General features: G+C 66.5%; 15 protein-coding genes and 2 tRNA genes. 6 read left to right on the forward strand and 11 right to left on the reverse strand.

Annotated elements, in window-relative coordinates; genetic code table 11:
* The first annotated feature begins 2 nt into the window (after window positions 1–2).
* Window positions 3–566, forward strand: a complete 564-nt coding sequence (locus AB0876_RS15125) for a DUF3515 domain-containing protein (RefSeq protein ID WP_064881849.1) — start codon at window positions 3–5, stop codon at window positions 564–566.
* Between the two features lie 2 nt (window positions 567–568).
* Here AB0876_RS15125 and AB0876_RS15130 read toward each other — a convergent pair whose 3' ends face one another.
* The 3 genes from AB0876_RS15130 to AB0876_RS15140 all read right to left on the reverse strand — a co-directional run bounded on the left by AB0876_RS15130 (window position 569) and on the right by AB0876_RS15140 (window position 3,883).
* Window positions 569–1,702, reverse strand: coding sequence for a D-alanine--D-alanine ligase family protein (locus AB0876_RS15130; protein ID WP_064931317.1), 1,134 nt, complete (start codon window positions 1,700–1,702; stop codon window positions 569–571).
* Window positions 1,703–1,763: 61 nt separating this feature from the next.
* Window positions 1,764–2,870 carry a cystathionine gamma-lyase gene (locus AB0876_RS15135; protein ID WP_526042299.1) on the reverse strand — a complete coding sequence of 369 codons (1,107 nt, stop codon included), beginning with the start codon at window positions 2,868–2,870 and terminating at the stop codon, window positions 1,764–1,766.
* A 32-nt stretch (window positions 2,871–2,902) separates the two neighbouring features.
* A complete protein-coding gene (locus tag AB0876_RS15140; RefSeq protein WP_526042354.1) occupies window positions 2,903–3,883 on the reverse strand; it encodes an NAD(P)H-dependent glycerol-3-phosphate dehydrogenase in 981 nt (326 codons plus the stop codon).
* An 82-nt stretch (window positions 3,884–3,965) separates the two neighbouring features.
* On the opposite strand from AB0876_RS15140, the gene cofC reads away from it, so the two are divergent.
* From cofC to mutT1, 3 genes are read left to right on the forward strand one after another with little or no spacing between them, the layout of a single operon-like run.
* Complete coding sequence (cofC, locus tag AB0876_RS15145) at window positions 3,966–4,631, forward strand: 2-phospho-L-lactate guanylyltransferase (RefSeq protein WP_526042300.1); 666 nt, start codon at window positions 3,966–3,968, stop codon at window positions 4,629–4,631.
* Between the two features lie 22 nt (window positions 4,632–4,653).
* A complete protein-coding gene (locus AB0876_RS15150) occupies window positions 4,654–6,861 on the forward strand; it encodes an RNA degradosome polyphosphate kinase (RefSeq protein ID WP_491838607.1) in 2,208 nt (735 codons plus the stop codon).
* Between the two features lie 55 nt (window positions 6,862–6,916).
* Complete coding sequence (gene mutT1, locus AB0876_RS15155) at window positions 6,917–7,855, forward strand: 8-oxo-(d)GTP phosphatase MutT1 (RefSeq protein WP_526042301.1); 939 nt, start codon at window positions 6,917–6,919, stop codon at window positions 7,853–7,855.
* 61 nt (window positions 7,856–7,916) lie between these two features.
* Here the strand turns inward: mutT1 and AB0876_RS15160 are convergent, their stop codons facing one another.
* The 3 genes from AB0876_RS15160 to leuC all read right to left on the reverse strand — a co-directional run bounded on the left by AB0876_RS15160 (window position 7,917) and on the right by leuC (window position 10,851).
* On the reverse strand, window positions 7,917–8,567 hold the full coding sequence (locus tag AB0876_RS15160) for an HU family DNA-binding protein (RefSeq protein ID WP_491838605.1): 651 nt from the start codon (window positions 8,565–8,567) through the stop codon (window positions 7,917–7,919).
* A 214-nt stretch (window positions 8,568–8,781) separates the two neighbouring features.
* On the reverse strand, window positions 8,782–9,375 hold the full coding sequence (leuD, locus tag AB0876_RS15165) for a 3-isopropylmalate dehydratase small subunit (protein WP_064881882.1): 594 nt from the start codon (window positions 9,373–9,375) through the stop codon (window positions 8,782–8,784).
* Between the two features lie 21 nt (window positions 9,376–9,396).
* Complete coding sequence (gene leuC, locus AB0876_RS15170; protein ID WP_491838604.1) at window positions 9,397–10,851, reverse strand: 3-isopropylmalate dehydratase large subunit; 1,455 nt, start codon at window positions 10,849–10,851, stop codon at window positions 9,397–9,399.
* Window positions 10,852–10,970: 119 nt separating this feature from the next.
* Between leuC and AB0876_RS15175 the strand changes: the two genes are divergently transcribed.
* Complete coding sequence (locus tag AB0876_RS15175; RefSeq protein ID WP_055112748.1) at window positions 10,971–11,672, forward strand: IclR family transcriptional regulator; 702 nt, start codon at window positions 10,971–10,973, stop codon at window positions 11,670–11,672.
* A gap of 251 nt (window positions 11,673–11,923) precedes the next feature.
* Here the strand turns inward: AB0876_RS15175 and AB0876_RS15180 are convergent.
* The 5 genes from AB0876_RS15180 to AB0876_RS15200 all read right to left on the reverse strand — a co-directional run bounded on the left by AB0876_RS15180 (window position 11,924) and on the right by AB0876_RS15200 (window position 15,767).
* A tRNA-Glu gene (locus AB0876_RS15180) sits at window positions 11,924–11,996 on the reverse strand.
* 68 nt (window positions 11,997–12,064) lie between these two features.
* Window positions 12,065–12,139: transfer RNA gene (locus tag AB0876_RS15185), tRNA-Gln, on the reverse strand.
* Window positions 12,140–12,278: 139 nt separating this feature from the next.
* Entirely contained in the window at window positions 12,279–13,745 is a 1,467-nt protein-coding gene (gene gltX, locus AB0876_RS15190) for a glutamate--tRNA ligase (protein ID WP_526042302.1), read from the reverse strand.
* Window positions 13,746–13,754: 9 nt separating this feature from the next.
* The gene (locus AB0876_RS15195) at window positions 13,755–14,531 is read right to left on the reverse strand and encodes a fumarylacetoacetate hydrolase family protein (protein ID WP_055112741.1); all 777 of its coding nucleotides are present in this window, start codon (window positions 14,529–14,531) and stop codon (window positions 13,755–13,757) included.
* A gap of 60 nt (window positions 14,532–14,591) precedes the next feature.
* On the reverse strand, window positions 14,592–15,767 hold the full coding sequence (locus tag AB0876_RS15200; protein WP_526042355.1) for an alpha/beta hydrolase family protein: 1,176 nt from the start codon (window positions 15,765–15,767) through the stop codon (window positions 14,592–14,594).
* A gap of 91 nt (window positions 15,768–15,858) precedes the next feature.
* Here AB0876_RS15200 and AB0876_RS15205 point away from each other — a divergent pair, with 91 nt between their 5' ends.
* The gene (locus AB0876_RS15205) at window positions 15,859–17,052 is read left to right on the forward strand and encodes an MFS transporter (RefSeq protein WP_526042303.1); all 1,194 of its coding nucleotides are present in this window, start codon (window positions 15,859–15,861) and stop codon (window positions 17,050–17,052) included.
* Window positions 17,053–17,124: the final 72 nt, after the last annotated feature.

Genomic DNA, 17,124 nt, shown 5'->3' on the forward strand with positions numbered 1-17,124 from the left:
GTGTGACCGACTCGCCCGCCGCCGACGGACCGCCCCGCACCCTGCTGATCGCAGCGGTCGTCGTTGCGGTCTCGGTGCTGATCACCGTCCTCGGTATCGCGGCGTCCCGGCAGCGCTCACCCGAGCAGCAACCCGTCGCCATTCCGTCGATACCGGCACCGCAGGCCGACAGCCAGCAGTGCCACGACCTCCTGAACGCGCTACCCCAGCAGCTCGGCGATTTCCGCCGTGCCCCGACGGTGGACCCGACGCCCCCGGGCACCGCGGCCTGGCGTGCCGAGCCCGACACCGAGCCGGTCGTCCTGCGCTGTGGGCTGGAGCGCCCCACCGATTTCGTCGTCGGCACGCCACTGCAGGTGGTCGACGAGATCCAGTGGTTCCGGGTGGGCGAATCGGGACCGGCCACCGATGATCAGGGCCGCAGCACCTGGTACGCGGTCGACCGCCCGGTGTACGTCGCACTGACGCTGCCCGCCGGGTCGGGGCCGACACCCATTCAGCAGATCTCAGGTCAGATCGCCCGGACCATGTCCGCGCAGGAGCCGGCACCGGCTCCGGCGCGCTGAGGTCAGCGCAGGCCGGTCCCGCGTGCCAGCGCGGTCTCGACCATCGCGGTCAGCAATGTCGGGTAGTCGACGCCGCTGGCCGCCCACATCCGCGGGAACATCGAGATGGTGGTGAACCCCGGCATCGTGTTGATCTCGTTGATCACCGGGCCGTCATCCGTCAGGAAGAAGTCGACGCGGGCCAACCCCTGGCAGTCGATCGCGGTGAAGGCACGCACCGCCAACCGGCGGACCTCGTCGGAAATGTCGTCGTCGACCTTCGCCGGTACATCCAATTCGGCTGCGTCGACGAGGTATTTGGTGGCGAAGTCGTAGAAGCCGTCCTCGCGTCCGCGCACGCCGGCCACCCGGATCTCGCCCACGGTGCTGGCCTCGATGCTGCCGTCGGGGAATTCGAGTACCCCGCATTCCAGTTCGCGGCCCGGAATCGCGGCCTCGACGATGACCTTGGGGTCGTGACGGCGCGCGAGTTCGATCGCCGCAGGCAGCTCATCCCATGCCGAGACCCGGCTGACGCCGATCGAGGAGCCACCCCGGGAAGGCTTGACGAACACCGGCAGGCCGAGGCGCTCGCGGTCCTCCAGGTCGAGGGTCGGAACTGAACCGTCGGGGCGGGGACGCAGCACCACGAAGTCGCCGATCGGCAGCCCCTCGGCGACGAGCAGCTTCTTCGTGAACTCCTTGTCCATGCCGGCTGCGCTGGACAGCACACCGGAGCCCACGTAGGGAATTCCGGCCAACTCCAACAGTCCCTGGATGGTGCCGTCCTCGCCGTACGGGCCGTGCAGCACCGGGAAGACCACGTCGACGGCGGCCAGCAGCTCACCGGGACCGTTGCTCAGCGCCAGCAGCTGGCCACTGCGGTTCGGCGCGGCAGGCAGCGCGAGCTCGGTACCGGACGTCTCGGTCACCTCGGGAAGCCGGCCGTCGGTGATCGCGAGGGTCTCGGGGCTTCCGTCGGTCAACATCCACGAACCGTCGGGGGTGATCCCGACGGCGACGACCTCGAACCGCTCCGGGTCGAGGTTGCGCAGGATGCTGCCTGCCGATACGCAGGAAATCGCGTGCTCAGAGCTACGCCCGCCGTAGACGACGGCGACGCGGGTGCGGGATCCGGTCTGGTTGCGGGCTGTCACAACCTAGAGAGGCTACCGTCCCGGGCCGGGCCTGCCTTCCGGCGCATCCCGACCTGGGCCTTCACCGCCGCAGCGCCTGCTCGACATCGGCGAGCAGGTCGTCGGTGTCCTCGACCCCGGCCGAGATGCGGGCGAAACCGGCGGACACGGGGTCGCCCCAACGTGCCCTGCGGTCGACCGAGGTATGGATCCCGCCGAAGCTGGTCGAGGCGATGAGCAGCGCGCTGCGCTCCACCAGGGCGTGCACGGCCGCGGCATCGGCCAATTCGATCGACACCAATCCGCCGAAGCGCCTCATCTGGGTGGCCGCCAGATCGTGTGCCGGATCTTCGGGCAACCCCGGATAGCGCACCGAGCGCACCGCTGGATGGCTGCGCAGCATCATCGCCAGGGCTGCGGCGTTCTGGCACTGCCGTTCGAAGCGCAGTCCGGCACTGCCGAGGCTGCGCAGTACCAACCACGCCTCGAACGCGCCCAGGATCGGCCCGGCCAGCAGCCGGTCGCGCTCCACCGCGGTCATCAGCTCGGGCTGGCTGCCGGCCACGTAGCCGGCCACCAGGTCGCTGTGCCCTGACAGTGATTTGGTGGCACTGGCCACGACCAGGTCGGCGCCCAGCGAAAGCGGTTGTTGACCCAGCGGTGTGGCGGTGGTGTTGTCGACGACGAGGGTGGCGCCACGACTGCGGCAGGTGATCGCCAACCGGTGCAGATCGACGACGTCGAGCCCCGGGTTTGCCGGCGTCTCGGCAAGCACCACGTCGGCTTGCGCGGCCGCCTCACAGATGTCGGCGACAGTTGCCTCGATCACCCTAATTCCTTGCGGTGCAAGGTATTCCACTGCATAACGGCGGACCTGGTAGTAGCCGTCGGCGGGGACCACGAGCGTGGTTCCCGGTTTGGCCAGCACCCGCAGCGCCGAGGTGATCGCGGCCATGCCCGACCCGAACGTGAGTGCAGCTGCGGCACCCTCCAGTTCGGCCAGCGCGGCTTCCAGCTGCCGCCATGACGGATTGGAGCTGCGGCCGTAGCTGTCCAGCGGCTCGGTTTCGTCGGGCGAAAGATGGAACGTCGACGCAGGCACCGGGATCGGCGCCACCGGTTGACCTGGAATTGATTCCAGTCCAACAGCTTTGACGCTCCGAGTGGAATCCCCGTACAAGCCGTCCATACCTGTTTTTCCTCCTCGCACCCGGAGGCCGGTCACTCCGGTTTGGTGCTGCGACCCAGTAGTCCCGCGACTGCCTCGTGCACAGACAATCCCTTGTGACACACCCGATAAACGGCGTCGGTCAACGGCATCTCGACACCGTAACTGGAGGCCAGCGCCAGCACCGATTCACACGAGGCCACTCCTTCGGCCACGTGGCCGCCTCCCGCGATCATCGCCGATTCCATCGTGCCGCCCTTGCCGAGCCGCTCGCCGAACGTGCGGTTACGCGAATGCCGGGAGGTACAGGTGGCCACGAGGTCTCCGACACCGGCCAACCCGGCCAGCGTGGCGGGGGTGGCACCCAGTGCGATGCCCAGCCGCATGACCTCAGCCAGGCCGCGGGTGATGATCGCGGCCACGGTGTTCTCCCCCAGCCCGACGCCGACCGCCATTCCGCAGGCCAGTGCAATGACGTTCTTGCAGGCCCCACCGACTTCTGCACCGACCACGTCGGCGTTGGTGTACGGCCGGAAGTATCCGGTGGCCAGGGCGCGTTGCAGCGCGACGGCACGTCCCGAATCGCTGCAGGCCACGACGGTGGCCGCGGGCTGCTCGTCGGCGATCTCGCTGGCGAGGTTCGGCCCGGTCACGACGGCGACCCGGGACGGATCGGCGCCGGTCACCTGGACGATGACCTGACTCATCCGCATGAGCGAACCGAGCTCAATTCCCTTGGCCAGGCTCACCAGGGTCACATCGTCACCGATGAGGTGCTTCCACCCCTCCAGGTTCGCCCGGAGCTGCTGGGCAGGCACACCGAGCAGCACCGTGCAGGCACCGGCCAGCGCCTCGGCGGGATCCGAGGTGGCCCGGATCGTCGACGGCAGCACGACATCGCCGAGATACCGACTGTTGCGATGCTCGGTGTTGATCTCCTCGGCAACCTCGGGCCGACGGGCCCACATCGTCACCGGATTTCCCGCATCCGCCAGCACCTTGGCCAGCGCCGTCCCCCACGCACCGGCACCCATCACCGCAGCCTCTACCACCCGTTCACCCTATCCCGGCGGCAGCGCCACGCGCCGTCACCGGCCGGGCTGGCAGGATGAACCCATGAGCGGCTCCCGGAGCGGCAACGCCGCGGCAACACAGGCCGCTGATGTCACCCTCGTGATCGCGGTGAAACGGCTGTCGGCCGCCAAAACCCGGCTGGCACCCATCTTCTCCGCGGCCACCCGCGAGGCCGTCGTGCTGGCGATGCTCGTCGACACCATCAATGCCGCGTCGACCGTCGCCCCGGTCACCGTGGTCACCCCCGACGAGACGGCGGCGGCGGAAGCGCGGAAACTCGGCGCCGGGGTACTGATGGACCCGACACCGCCCGGTCATCGTGACCCACTCAACAACGCCATCGCCGCCGCTGAGGCCGAGCTCCGCTCTTCGGCACCGAATATCGTTGTCCTCCAAGGGGATCTACCCGCCCTGCAGCCTCAGGAGCTGGCCGAGGCGCTGTCTCTGGCCCGCGGTTATCAACGCAGTTTCGTCGGCGATCGGCACGGCACCGGAACCTCGGCACTGTTCGCGTTCGGTACTCCCCTGGCTCCGCACTTCGGATCCGATTCGGCTGCGCGCCATCGTCACTCCGGCGCGATCGAACTGACCGGCGCGTGGCCCGGTTTACGCTGCGACATCGACACTCCCGACGATTTGCAGGCGGCACGCCGACTCGGCGTGGGCACCGCCACCGCACGCACCCTCGGCAGGCATGCCGTTAGGTAGCCGGGGACCCGCGCGATAGGGAATGATCGGACAGATGAGCGAAGCCACCGAAGCCGAGCCAGGTACCCGGTCGAACAACTCTCACCGGGACACCGCGGCAGCCGTATCGGGGCAGTCCGACGAGTCGGCGACACCCGAAGCCCCACCGGCGGCCACCTCACCTGCAGTGGACGACGCGCTGCCCGAGGACCGCTACCTCAACCGCGAGCTGAGCTGGCTGGACTTCAACGCCCGGGTCCTGGCCCTGGCGGCCGACACCTCGCTCCCACTGCTCGAGCGGGCGAAGTTCCTGGCGATCTTCGCGTCCAATCTCGACGAGTTCTACATGGTCCGGGTGGCCGGCCTCAAACGCCGCGACGAGATGGGACTTTCGGTGCGCTCGGCCGACGGCCTGTCCCCGCGTGAACAGTTGCGTCGCATCAACGAGCGCACCCAGCAGATCGCCAACCGGCATGCCAAGGTGTTTCTCAGCTCGGTCCGCCCGGCTCTGGCCGAAGAGGGCATCGTCATCGTCAACTGGGCCCAACTCGACGAGTACGAACGCGCAAAGCTCTCCACGTACTTCCACGAACAGGTGTTCCCGGTCCTCACCCCGTTGGCGGTGGACCCGGCCCACCCGTTCCCGTTCGTGAGCGGGCTCAGCCTGAACCTGGCCATCACCGTCAAGCACCCCGACGACGGCGGACAACACTTCGCCAGGATCAAGGTGCCTGACAACGTCGGTCGCTTCGTGGAATTGGCCGCACCGGCCGATGGATCGACAGTGGTGCGGTTCCTGCCGATGGAAGAGCTCATCGCGGCGTTCCTGCCGGTCCTGTTCCCCGGCCTGGAGATCGTCGAGCACCACGCGTTCCGGATCACCCGCAATGCCGATTTCGAGGTCGAAGAGGATCGCGACGAGGATCTGCTGCAGGCACTGGAACGCGAACTGGCTCGACGACGGTTCGGGTCGCCGGTCCGGTTGGAAGTCTCCGACGACATGACCGAGAGCATGCTCGAATTACTGTTGCGGGAACTCGATGTGGCCCCCGGCGACGTGATCGAGGTGCCCGGGCTGCTGGATCTCTCGGCGCTGTGGCAGATCTACGACGTGGACCGGCCCGCACTCAAGGACCGGCCGTTCGTGCCTGCCACCCCACCGGCTTTCGGCGAACGCGAGACACCGAAGAGCATTTTCTCGACGCTGCGCGACGGGGATGTACTGGTACATCACCCGTATGACTCGTTCTCCACCACGGTGCAGCGCTTCATCGAGCAGGCCGCCGCCGACCCCAACGTGCTGGCCATCAAGCAGACCCTCTACCGCACCTCCGGTGACTCACCGATCGTCAACGCCCTGATCGACGCGGCCGAGGCCGGCAAGCAGGTGGTGGCGCTCGTCGAGATCAAGGCCCGCTTCGACGAACAGGCCAACATCAAGTGGGCCAGAGCGCTTGAGCAGGCCGGCGTACACGTGGTCTACGGGTTGATCGGACTCAAGACCCATTGCAAGACCTGCCTTGTGGTGCGGCGCGAGGGGTCGACGATCCGGCGCTACTGCCACATCGGCACCGGCAACTACAACCCGAAAACCGCGCGGCTGTACGAGGACGTCGGGTTGCTGAGCGCCGATCCCGACATCGGCGCCGATCTCACCGATCTGTTCAACTCGCTGACCGGCTATTCACGCAAGGACGCCTACCGCAATCTGCTGGTGGCTCCGCGTGGCGTGCGCAAGGGCATCATCGAACGCATCGACCGCGAAATCGCCGCTCATCACGAGGGAGCGACGACCGGAATCCGGTTGAAGGCCAACGCCCTGGTCGACGAGCAGGTGATCGACGCGCTGTACCGGGCGTCGCAGGCCGGGATCCCGGTCGAGATCGTCGTGCGGGGCATCTGCGCGCTACGCCCCGGCGTGGCCGGCTATTCCGACAACATCACGGTGCGTTCGATCCTCGGCCGCTTCCTGGAGCACTCGCGAATTATTCACTTCCGCGCCATCAACGAGTTCTGGATCGGCAGTGCCGACATGATGCATCGTAATCTCGACCGCCGTGTCGAAGTGATGGCTCAGGTCAAGGACCCCAGGCTGACCGCACAACTCAACGAGGTGTTCGAGTCCGCGATGGATCCGGCCACCCGGTGCTGGGAGTTACGACACGACGGCCACTGGACTGCGCTGCCCCAGGAAGGGCAGACGGTCCGCGACCACCAGGTGTCGCTGATGGAACGTCACCGGCACCCCTGATCCCCACATGGCCGGGCCCATTGCCCGGACCGGTGAATGACCTGCAGGAGTTGAGGTGTCCGACGACAGCACGAAGGCGGCCAAACCGGGCACCAAGCTGGTGCCCGCAGCGGGCGCCGTGTTGTGGCGCGGCGGCCAGGACGCCGCAGGCGCGGCCGTCACCGAGGTAGCCGTGATCCACCGTCCGCGATACGACGATTGGTCCCTTCCCAAAGGGAAGGTCGAGCTCGGCGAGACCGAACCCGTCGCCGCGGTGCGTGAGGTTCACGAGGAGACCGGGTACACCGCACAGCTCGGCCGCCGGCTCAGTTCGATCTCGTACGAGATTCCGCAGGGGACCAAACGGGTCTGGTACTGGGCGGCCCGTGCGACGGGTGGCGACTTCACCCCCAACGACGAGGTGGACAAACTCATCTGGCTGCCGGTTCATGCGGCCATGGATCAGGTCGTCTATCCGCATGATCGAAAAGTGTTGCGCCGCTTCGAAAAACACCCACCGGACACGAAGACTGTGATTGTGGTGCGGCATGGATCTGCCGGGCGGCGGTCACGCTTCAAAGGTAACGACCGATGTCGACCGCTGGACAAGAAGGGCCGGGCGCAGGCCGAGGCAATGGTCGCCCACCTACTGGCATTCGGTGCCACAACGCTTTACGCGGCCGATCGGTTACGCTGCCATCAGACCTTGGAACCCCTGGGTCAGGAACTCGGGGTGGACATCCACAATGAGCCGGCACTGACCGAAGAGGCCTACGCCGACGATCACAAGGCCGCTCGCAATCGATTGCTCGATATCGCCGCGCGCGCAGGTACACCGGTCATCTGCTCACAAGGCAAGGTCATCCCCGGGTTGATCTCCTGGTGGTGTGACCGGGACCGCGTACGACCCGCCACGACTGGGAATCGCAAGGGCAGTGCGTGGGTGTTGTCGATCGCGGACGGTCGACTACTGGCCGCTGACCATATGTGCAGCCCGTTGTCCAAGCCGCAGTAGACCCACACAGGAAAGGCACGTCGTGAGCTCATCTAAGGCTCACGACGTGCCTTTACCGTAATTACTTGCGGCCCTTCTTGGCCGGTGCCTTCTTGACTGCGGCCTTCTTGGCGGGCGCCTTGGTCGCGGCCTTCTTGGCAGGAGCCTTGGTCGCGGCCTTCTTGGCCGGGGCCTTCTTGACAGCCGCCTTCTTGGCGGGCGCCTTGGTCGCGGCCTTCTTGGCCGGGGCCTTCTTGACAGCCGCCTTCTTGGCCGGTGCCTTCTTGACTGCGGCCTTCTTGGCGGGCGCCTTGGTCGCGGCCTTCTTGGCAGGAGCCTTGGTCGCGGCCTTCTTCGCCGGGGCCTTCTTGGCGGCGGTCTTCTTGGCGGCAGTGCGCTTGGCAGGGCCTGCGGTGACGCCACGCTTGACGGCGGGGCCGTCAGCCGGGAGACGCTGCGCCCCAGCGACAACCGCCTTGAACTGTGCACCCGGCCGGAAAGCCGGCACCGAAGTGGGCTTGACCTTCACGGTCTCGCCGGTGCGCGGGTTACGGGCCACCCGGGCAGCGCGACGGCGCTGCTCGAAAACACCGAAGCCGGTGATCGTGACGCTGTCACCCTTGTGCACCGCGCGGACGATGGTGTCCACGACGTTCTCGACCGCGGCGGTAGCCTGCCGACGATCGGTGCCCAGTTTGGTTGTGAGTACGTCGATGAGCTCCGCTTTGTTCATCCAAAACCTCCGAAACCAGTGGTCCTCTTTGGACCGACTAGAGGACACGGTAAACCCTGTGACCACTGATTTCCAAGAGCCACGCGCAATTTCAGGCGTAGCTAGCGAACAATCCGGCAATCCGCTTGCCCCACTTGGACTCCGCCGGGATGGGTCCAGAACCGGTTTGGCAGGCGGCGAATTCGGGCGCTGAAGCGCCCTCTGGAGGCCTAGATCAGGCCGGCAGAGTACGCGGCTTCCAGCTCGGCCTGCGCTTCTCGTAATCCTCGATCGAAGACAGTTTCCGCAGCGTAAGGCCTATATCGTCGAGCCCTTCGAGCAGCCGCCAGGCCGTGTAGTCGTCAATTCTGAACGGCAACACAACCGTTCCGGCGACGATATTTCGATCTTGAAGATTCACAGTGATTTCCAGGCCGGGATTCTGCTCGATGAGCTTCCATAACAGCTCGACATCGTCTTGGGCGACCTCGGCGGCCAATAGCCCGGCCTTGCCGGCGTTGCCGCGGAAAATATCGGCGAATCGGGATGAGATAACCACCCGGAAGCCATAGTCCATGAGTGCCCAGACGGCGTGTTCGCGAGAAGATCCGGTGCCGAAATCGGGTCCGGCGACCAACACGGAGCCTTTGTCGAATGGCGGGAGATTCAGAATGAACGACGGATCCGTGCGCCAGGCGGCGAACAATCCGTCCTCGAAACCTGTTCGGGTAACCCGCTTCAAATAGACCGCGGGGATGATCTGGTCGGTGTCGACATTGGACCGCCGCAGCGGGACGCCGATTCCGGTGTGGGTACTGAAAGCGTCCATCACGCTTCTCCTTCTGGCTTTTTAGCGGGTCGCGGCGGGCAGATCGGCAGGCGAGGCGAGTTTTCCGCGCACGGCGGTGGCAGCCGCGACAGCCGGTGACACCAGGTGGGTACGGCCGCCCTTGCCCTGTCGGCCTTCGAAATTCCGGTTGGATGTGGAGGCGCAGCGCTGCCCCGGGGACAGTTGATCGGGGTTCATGCCCAGACACATCGAGCAGCCGGCCTGCCGCCATTCGGCGCCTGCGGCGGTGAATATCTGGTCGAGACCTTCCGATTCGGCCTGGGCGCGCACCCGCATCGAGCCCGGCACGACCAGCATCCGCACCCCGTCGGCCACCTTACGATCGCGCAGCACGTCGGCAACCACTCGGAGGTCCTCGATGCGACCATTGGTGCAGGACCCGACGAAGACGGTGTCCACGGCGATGTCACGCATGGCCATCCCGGGCCGCAGATCCATGTAGGCCAAAGCCTTCTCCGCCGACTGACGCTCGCCGTCGTCGCCCATCAACTCAGGATCCGGGACCGACGCGGACAGCGGGACCCCCTGCCCCGGGTTGGTGCCCCACGTCACGAACGGGCTCAACGCGGCGGCATCCAGGTAGACCTCGGTGTCGAATTCGGCACCCTCGTCAGTGCGCAACTGGCTCCACGCGGCAATGGCGGCGTCCCAGTCCGCTCCCTTGGGAGCGTTCGGACGGCCCTTGAGGAACTCATAGGTGGTCTCGTCGGGAGCCACCATCCCGGCCCGCGCCCCGGCCTCGATGCTCATGTTGCAGATCGTCATCCGGCCTTCCATGGACAGCGCCTCGATGGCACTGCCCCGGTATTCGATGACGTGGCCCTGGCCGCCGCCGGTACCGATCTTGGCGATGACGGCCAGGATGATGTCCTTGGCGCTCACCCCGGGCGGCAGCACGCCGTCGACATTGACCGCCATGGTCTTGAACGGCTTGAGCGGCAGTGTCTGCGTGGCCATCACATGCTCGACCTCGGATGTGCCGATACCCATTGCGATGGCACCGAATGCGCCATGGGTCGAGGTGTGGCTGTCTCCACACACCACCGTCATACCCGGCTGCGTCAGTCCGAGCTGCGGTCCGATGATGTGCACGATGCCCTGCTCGACGTCACCCATCGGGTGCAGCCGGATGCCGAATTCCTCGCAGTTGCGCCGCAATGTCTCGACCTGCGTACGCGAGACCGGGTCTGCGATCGGCTTGTCGATGTCGACCGTGGGCACGTTGTGGTCCTCGGTGGCGATCGTCAGGTCGGGCCGTCGCACCGGCCGGCCCGCCATGCGCAGACCGTCGAACGCCTGCGGGCTGGTGACCTCGTGCACGAGATGCAGGTCGATGTAGATCAGGTCGGGCTCGCGGGCCGCGCCCTCTCCCTCACCGCGCGCCACGACGTGGTCTTCCCAAACCTTTTCGGCCAGGGTGCGCGGCTTCACGGATGTCTGTGTCGATTGGTCCATCGCTACTTCTCGATTCGATTAACGGCAAATGCGGGCTTGCATCAAGAGTCCGCCAGGGCTGGGCGGTACTGTCGTCATCTCGCCTGTCATCTCACAATGCGAGACGCTAGTATCTCTCTGTGAGAAATGATAGCGGCATCGGCGTTCTCGACAAAGCGGTGGGTGTGCTGCACACCGTGGCCGAGTCACCTTGCGGGCTGGCCGAACTCTGCGAGCGGACCGGCCTCCCCCGAGCGACCGCGCACCGGCTGGCCGCGGGACTCGAAACCCACCGGCTGCTGGCCCGCGACGGCGACGGCCGCTGGCGTCTCGGCCCGGCCCTGACCGAATTGGCCTCCCACGTCAACGATCCGCTGCTGGCCGCGGGGGCCGCGGTACTGCCCCGCCTACGCGAGATCACCGGCGAGAGCGTCCAGCTGTACCGGCGCGAGGGCCAATCACGGGTCTGCGTGGTGGCGTTGGAGCCCCCGGCCGGACTTCGCGACACCGTGCCGGTGGGCACCCACCTCCCGATGACCGCGGGCTCTGGAGCCAAAGTGCTACTGGCCTACGCCGACCCGGCCACCCAGCAGGCCGTGCTTCCGGCAGCGAAGTTCACCGATCGCGCGCTGGCCGAGGTCCGCAAGCGCGGCTGGGCCCAGAGTGCCGCCGAACGCGAGCCGGGAGTGGCCAGTGTCTCGGCGCCGGTGCGTGACGGGCGCGGCGCCGTGATCGCGGCAGTGTCGGTGTCCGGACCGATCGACCGCATGGGCCGCCGGCCGGGGGCCCGTTGGGCAGCCGATCTCCTCGCCGCGGCCGACGCCCTGACCCGGCGACTGTGAGGCGAATCTCAGTAGCCCGGTTTGTCACGCCAGAGTGGCCGTCGAGCGTCAGCGCCACTCTGGCGTAACAGACCAGGCGGCCCACCGCCGCCGACGCCACCAAGTCTCACCGAGCGTCACACCAGAGTGACCTTCGACACCCAGAGCCACTCTGGCGTGACAAAGCCGGCGGGAGGCAGCGCAAACCGGGCGGGCGAACCCATACAACGCAAAAGCGCCCAGTTCCTGAGAACTGGGCGCTTTTACTTCTGTACCCCCGATGGGATTCGAACCCACGCTACCGCCGTGAGAGGGCGGCGTCCTAGGCCGCTAGACGACGGGGGCTAGAACTTCCGGATGGTCAGCATAGCTCAGGCAGTAGTGCTCGCCTAATCCGGCTGAACCGCTCCGGATGGCTGGGGTACCAGGACTCGAACCTAGAATGGCGGTACCAGAAACCGCTGTGTTGCCAATTACACCATACCCCATTAATTGCCTATCACCGCAGGTGGCAGGCAATTTCGATCCGATCGGCTCAGCGGGGGCTTCCCCGTTTTGCTTTTCGGGCCGACGAGCAGACTACCAAAGATTTTCGGCGCTTTTTACCAAGCCCCGTCGCCCCGGCGCTCACAGCCGGGCCCGGGCGGACCGCAACCGCGTCAGGCTGCGATCGGCTCCCAGCAGTTCCATGGATTCGAACAGCGGCGGGCTGATCGTGGCGCCCGTGACGGCGACGCGGATCGGTCCGAACGCCTTCCGTGGCTTGAGCTCCAGACCGTCCAGAAGGGCCTCCTTGAGCGCCGCCTCGATGTTGGCGGTGTTCCACTCCCCGAGCCCCTCCAGGGCGCTCAGAGCGGCATCCAGGACCGGTGCGGCCTCCTCGCGCAGTTCCTTGGCAGCGGCCTTCTCGTCGATCTCGTAGGAGCCGTCGTCGAAGAACTTCAGCAGGCCCCACGCATCGCCGAGCACGACGATGCGGGTCTGGACCAGCGCGGCGGCTTCGGCGAATGCGGCGTCGTCCAAACCTGTGTCGTGACCATGGGCGTCGAGGTACGCGCGCAGCCGGGCCGTGAAGTCCTCGACCGTCAGCAGCCGGATGTGCTCGGCGTTGATCGCGTCGGCCTTCTTCTGGTCGAACCGCGCCGGGTTGGAGTTGACGTTGACGACGTCGAACGCGGCCACCATCTCCTCGAGGCTGAACACGTCGTGATCGTCGGCGATGCCCCAGCCCAGCAGCGCCAGGTAGTTCAGCAGACCCTCCGGCAGGAAGCCGCGGTCGCGGTGCAGGAACAGGTTGGACTGCGGATCCCGCTTGGACAACTTCTTGTTGCCCTCGCCGAGAACACTTGGCAAATGAGCGAATTCAGGCACCCGCTCAGCCACGCCGATCCGCATCAGCGCCCGGTACAGCGCGATCTGACGCGGCGTCGAGGGCATGATGTCCTCGCCGCGCAGCACGTGGGTGATCTTCATCATCGCGTCGTCGACCGGGTTGACCAACGTGTACAACGGATCTCCGTTGGCGCGGGTGATCGCGAAATCGGGCACCGAACCCGCCGGGAAGCTCACCGGCCCGCGCACCAGATCGGTCCAGCCGAGGTCCTCGTCGGGCATGCGCAAGCGCAGCACGGGCTTGCGGCCCTCGTCGACGAATACCTTGCGCTGCTCGTCGGTCAGGTCCCGGTCGTAGTTGTCGTACCCGAGTTTGGGATTGCGCCCGGCCGCCACGTGCCGTGCCTCGACCTCTTCTGGCGTCGAATATGCCGCGTAGACCTCGCCGGCCTCGAGCAGGCGGTTGATCACGTCACGGTAGATCTCGCTGCGCTGCGACTGCCGGTACGGCTCGTAGGGGCCGCCGACCTCCGGGCCCTCGTCCCAGTCCAGGCCGAGCCAGCGCAGCGCGTCGAGGATCGCGGCGTAGCTCTCGGCACTGTCACGCGCGGCGTCGGTGTCCTCGATGCGGAAGACGAACGTTCCACCGGTGTGCCGGGCGTAGGCCCAGTTGAACAGCGCGGTACGCACCAACCCGACGTGCGGGGTGCCGGTCGGTGACGGACAGAACCTCACCCGGACCGGACGAGAGGGAGATGTCATCACTTGCCTCTATTTCTGCTTACGCACAACGGGATTGGTAAGGGTGCCGATACCTTCGACGGTGACGCTCACGGTGTCCCCGTCTTCGATCGGACCGACCCCCTCCGGGGTTCCGGTCAGGATCAGATCACCGGGTAGCAGCGTCATCACGGCCGAGACCCACTCAACGATGGCGCCGATGTCGTGAATCATCAGCGAGGTTCGGCTGCGCTGCCGCACTACACCGTTCACTTCGGTGCGAATCTCCAGATCGGACGGATCGAGGTCGTTGACGATCCACGGGCCCACCGGACAGAAGGTGTCGTGACCCTTGGCGCGCATCCACTGACCGTCCTTGGCCTGCTGGTCGCGTGCCGAGATGTCGTTGGCAATGGTGTAGCCGAGGATGTTCTCGGCGGCGCGCGCGGCGGGGACATCCTTGCACGGCCGCCCGATCACGATCGCCAGCTCGCCCTCGTGGTGAACGGGGTTGGCATCGGCCGGCAACTGGATCGGCACATTCGGGCCGATGATCGCGGTGTTGGGCTTGAGGAAGATCACCGGATCCTCAGGAGCCGCACCGCCCATCTCCTCGGCGTGGGCCTCGTAGTTCTTGCCCATGCAGATGACCTTGCTGGCCAGGATGGGCGCCAGCAGGCGGACGTCGGCCAGCGGCCAACTCCGCCCGGTGAAGTTGGGGTTGCCGAACGGATGCTCGGCGATCTCTTTGCAGACGGCATCTGCACCGTCGCCTTCGACACTGACGAAAGCGACGCCGTCGGGACTGGCGATTCGACCTAAGCGCATTTTGACCAGGGTAGTGCGCAGTGTCTTACGACCAGCGCTGACGCCTCCGGTCGGTTTTCGTCAGTGCCCGTCGAACAGCGCGGCGAGGAAAGGTGTGGAGTCCGGGACGGAGGCCAGCACGGTGCCCGAGTGATCCTCGTCGGGATAGACCTTGAGGGTGACGTCCTGGCCGTTGGCGCGTAGCTGATCGGCGAGCTGCTGCGACATGTTCGGCGGAACATCGCGGTCCAGGAGCCCGACGCCGAGGAAGATCGGCCGGTCGTAGCCGCTGGTCGGTGTCCCCATGTAGGCGTCGAGAGCTTCCGGGAGGCCGGGCCGGGTCGCCAACGGCGCGCTGAAGTACGCCGTCGGTGTCATACCGGCCAGCTGCTGATCCAGGTCGGGCTTGCACAGCGTCTCGGCCTTGTTGACCGCGTCCAGTCCGGCGGGGGTGAGCACGCTGTCGATATCGAGATCGGGCCGCGCCTCGCGCAGTCCGGCGAGGATGTAGCCGGTGTAGCTGTTGGCCGCGGGTCCCAGATTCGGCGGCAGCAACATATCGGGGCCGGACTGTTCGACAATGCTCTGGACGTTGAACGGTGTCCCGGTCGCCACCACGCCGCGGTAGTCCAGACCGGTCCCCCGGCTGAATTCGGTGGCCCAGCGCGCACTGTTGATCGCAGCGCCGCCACCCTGCGACTGACCGACGATGGCCCACTTCGGCGACAACGGCAGGTCCATGTGGTGCATCGCGATCACCGAGTCGACGACGCTGTGGGCGGTGGCCACGCTGTTGAGATAGCTCATCAGCCCGGGGGTGCCCAGGCCGGCGTAGTCAGAGCCGACGATGGCGTAGCCCTGGTCGAGCCAGTGCGTCAGGTATTCGACATCCCGTGCGCTGCGGGGCTGCGCCGACGGCGCGCAATCGTCACCGAGTCCCACCGTGCCGTGAGCCCACGCGATGGTCGGCCAGCCGCCGTCGGGTGCCTGGCCGTGCGGGATGAAGACCACAGCGGTACTGAGTGCGGCCGCATCATGCTGATCGACAGTCGAATACAGGATGCGGTAGGCACTCGCCGCCCCTGGCACCGACAGCGCCGGGTCGAGCGGAACCGTCTCGATCAGGGTGCGTGCCACCGGAATCGGTGCGTCATAGTGCCGGGCATCCAGGCCCGACCAGTTCGGTGCGACCGCCGCCACCGCCGTCGGCGCTGTCAGGAATCCACACGTCAGCAGGGCGGTGACCGCAAACCACATCTTCACGGTCACAGCCTAGGACAGGCTCGACGTTTCTCATATATTGGGATAACAGTTCAATATTTTGGGACATCCGTGGAACGATGCAGACATGCCGGTTTCGTCGATCAGCACGTTTCGCCGTTGGTCGATGTTGGTGATCGCGTTGACTGCGACCACATGTGCCAACGTGTTCATCAACGGCGCGGCATTTCTCATCCCCACCCTGCACGCCGAGCGCGGCCTGGATCTGGCGCAGGCGGGCCTGCTGTCGTCGATGCCGAGCTTCGGTCTGGTGGTCACGCTGATCGCCTGGGGCTACATCGTCGACCGGGTCGGTGAACGGATCGTGCTGACGGTGGGCTCGGCCCTGACCGCCGCCGCGGCGTTCGGAGCGTCCGCCGCGCATTCCCTGGTGGCCGTCGGTGTGTTCCTGCTACTGGGCGGAATGGCCGCAGCCAGCAGCAATTCGGCGAGCGGGCGGGTCGTGGTCGGCTGGTTCCCGCCCGACCAGCGTGGGCTCGCCATGGGAATCCGCCAGACGGCAACGCCTCTGGGTGTCGGACTGGGCGCGTTGGTCATCCCACGCCTGGCCGAATCCCACGGTGTGGCAACCGCATTGCTGTTTCCGGCGATCGTGTGTGCGCTGTCGGCGGTGATCTGTGCTGTGGGAGTGCTGGATCCGCCACGGCCGCCCCGTCACGAAGCACCGGCCGAACACCTGGCCAACCCGTACCGCGGTTCAAACGTGTTGTGGCGCATCCATGCAGTGTCGGTCCTACTGGTCGTGCCCCAGGGCCTGGTCTGGACCTTCACCCTGGTGTGGCTGATGGGCGATCGGGGTTGGTCTGCGGCCTCGGCGGGCACGCTGGTGACCGTCGCCCAATTACTCGGCGCGGCAGGCCGAATCGCCGCGGGCCGCTGGTCCGACGTGATCGGACAGCGGCTGCGACCCATCCGCACCATCGCGTTGGCGGCGGCAGCCACGATGGGGCTGCTGGCGCTCACCGACTGGCTGGGCTCCCCGATCAGTGTCGCCCTGATCGTGATCGCCTCGGTGATCACGGTGTCCGACAACGGTTTGGCGTTCACCGCAATCGCGGAGATCGCCGGCCCGTTCTGGAGTGGGCGCGCGCTGGGTACCCAGAACACCAGCCAGCATCTGGCCACCGCCAGCTCTGCGCCGTTGTTCGGTGCGCTGATCGGTGTGGCCGGATATCCCGTGGCGTTCGCAGTGTGCGCATTGTTGCCGTTGTTGGCGGTGCCGTTGGTTCCGGCCGATGAGCGCTCGCGCGAAGAGCATTAGGCCCAGGATCCGGTGCGCAAAGAACCGTAAGGCAGGGGGTCTCGGCCGACATACGCTGCACTGATGAGATCG

The sequence above is a fragment of the Mycobacterium sp. NPDC049093 genome (genome assembly GCF_040704635.1).
Classification (GTDB): Bacteria; Actinomycetota; Actinomycetes; order Mycobacteriales; family Mycobacteriaceae; genus Mycobacterium.

Bases quoted from the DNA above. Each gene is read 5' to 3' on its own strand.
- leuC (WP_491838604.1), bottom strand. From the start codon at position 10,851: ATGGACCAATCGACACAGACATCCGTGAAGCCGCGCACCCTGGCCGAA.
- gltX (WP_526042302.1), bottom strand. From the start codon at position 13,745: ATGACATCTCCCTCTCGTCCGGTCCGGGTGAGGTTCTGTCCGTCACCG.
- AB0876_RS15205 (WP_526042303.1), top strand. From the start codon at position 15,859: ATGCCGGTTTCGTCGATCAGCACGTTTCGCCGTTGGTCGATGTTGGTG.
- leuD (WP_064881882.1), bottom strand. From the start codon at position 9,375: ATGGACGCTTTCAGTACCCACACCGGAATCGGCGTCCCGCTGCGGCGG.
- AB0876_RS15150 (WP_491838607.1), top strand. From the start codon at position 4,654: ATGATCGGACAGATGAGCGAAGCCACCGAAGCCGAGCCAGGTACCCGG.
- cofC (WP_526042300.1), top strand. From the start codon at position 3,966: ATGAGCGGCTCCCGGAGCGGCAACGCCGCGGCAACACAGGCCGCTGAT.
- AB0876_RS15200 (WP_526042355.1), bottom strand. From the start codon at position 15,767: ATGTGGTTTGCGGTCACCGCCCTGCTGACGTGTGGATTCCTGACAGCG.
- AB0876_RS15135 (WP_526042299.1), bottom strand. From the start codon at position 2,870: ATGGACGGCTTGTACGGGGATTCCACTCGGAGCGTCAAAGCTGTTGGA.
- AB0876_RS15195 (WP_055112741.1), bottom strand. From the start codon at position 14,531: ATGCGCTTAGGTCGAATCGCCAGTCCCGACGGCGTCGCTTTCGTCAGT.
- AB0876_RS15140 (WP_526042354.1), bottom strand. From the start codon at position 3,883: ATGGGTGCCGGTGCGTGGGGGACGGCGCTGGCCAAGGTGCTGGCGGAT.
- AB0876_RS15160 (WP_491838605.1), bottom strand. From the start codon at position 8,567: ATGAACAAAGCGGAGCTCATCGACGTACTCACAACCAAACTGGGCACC.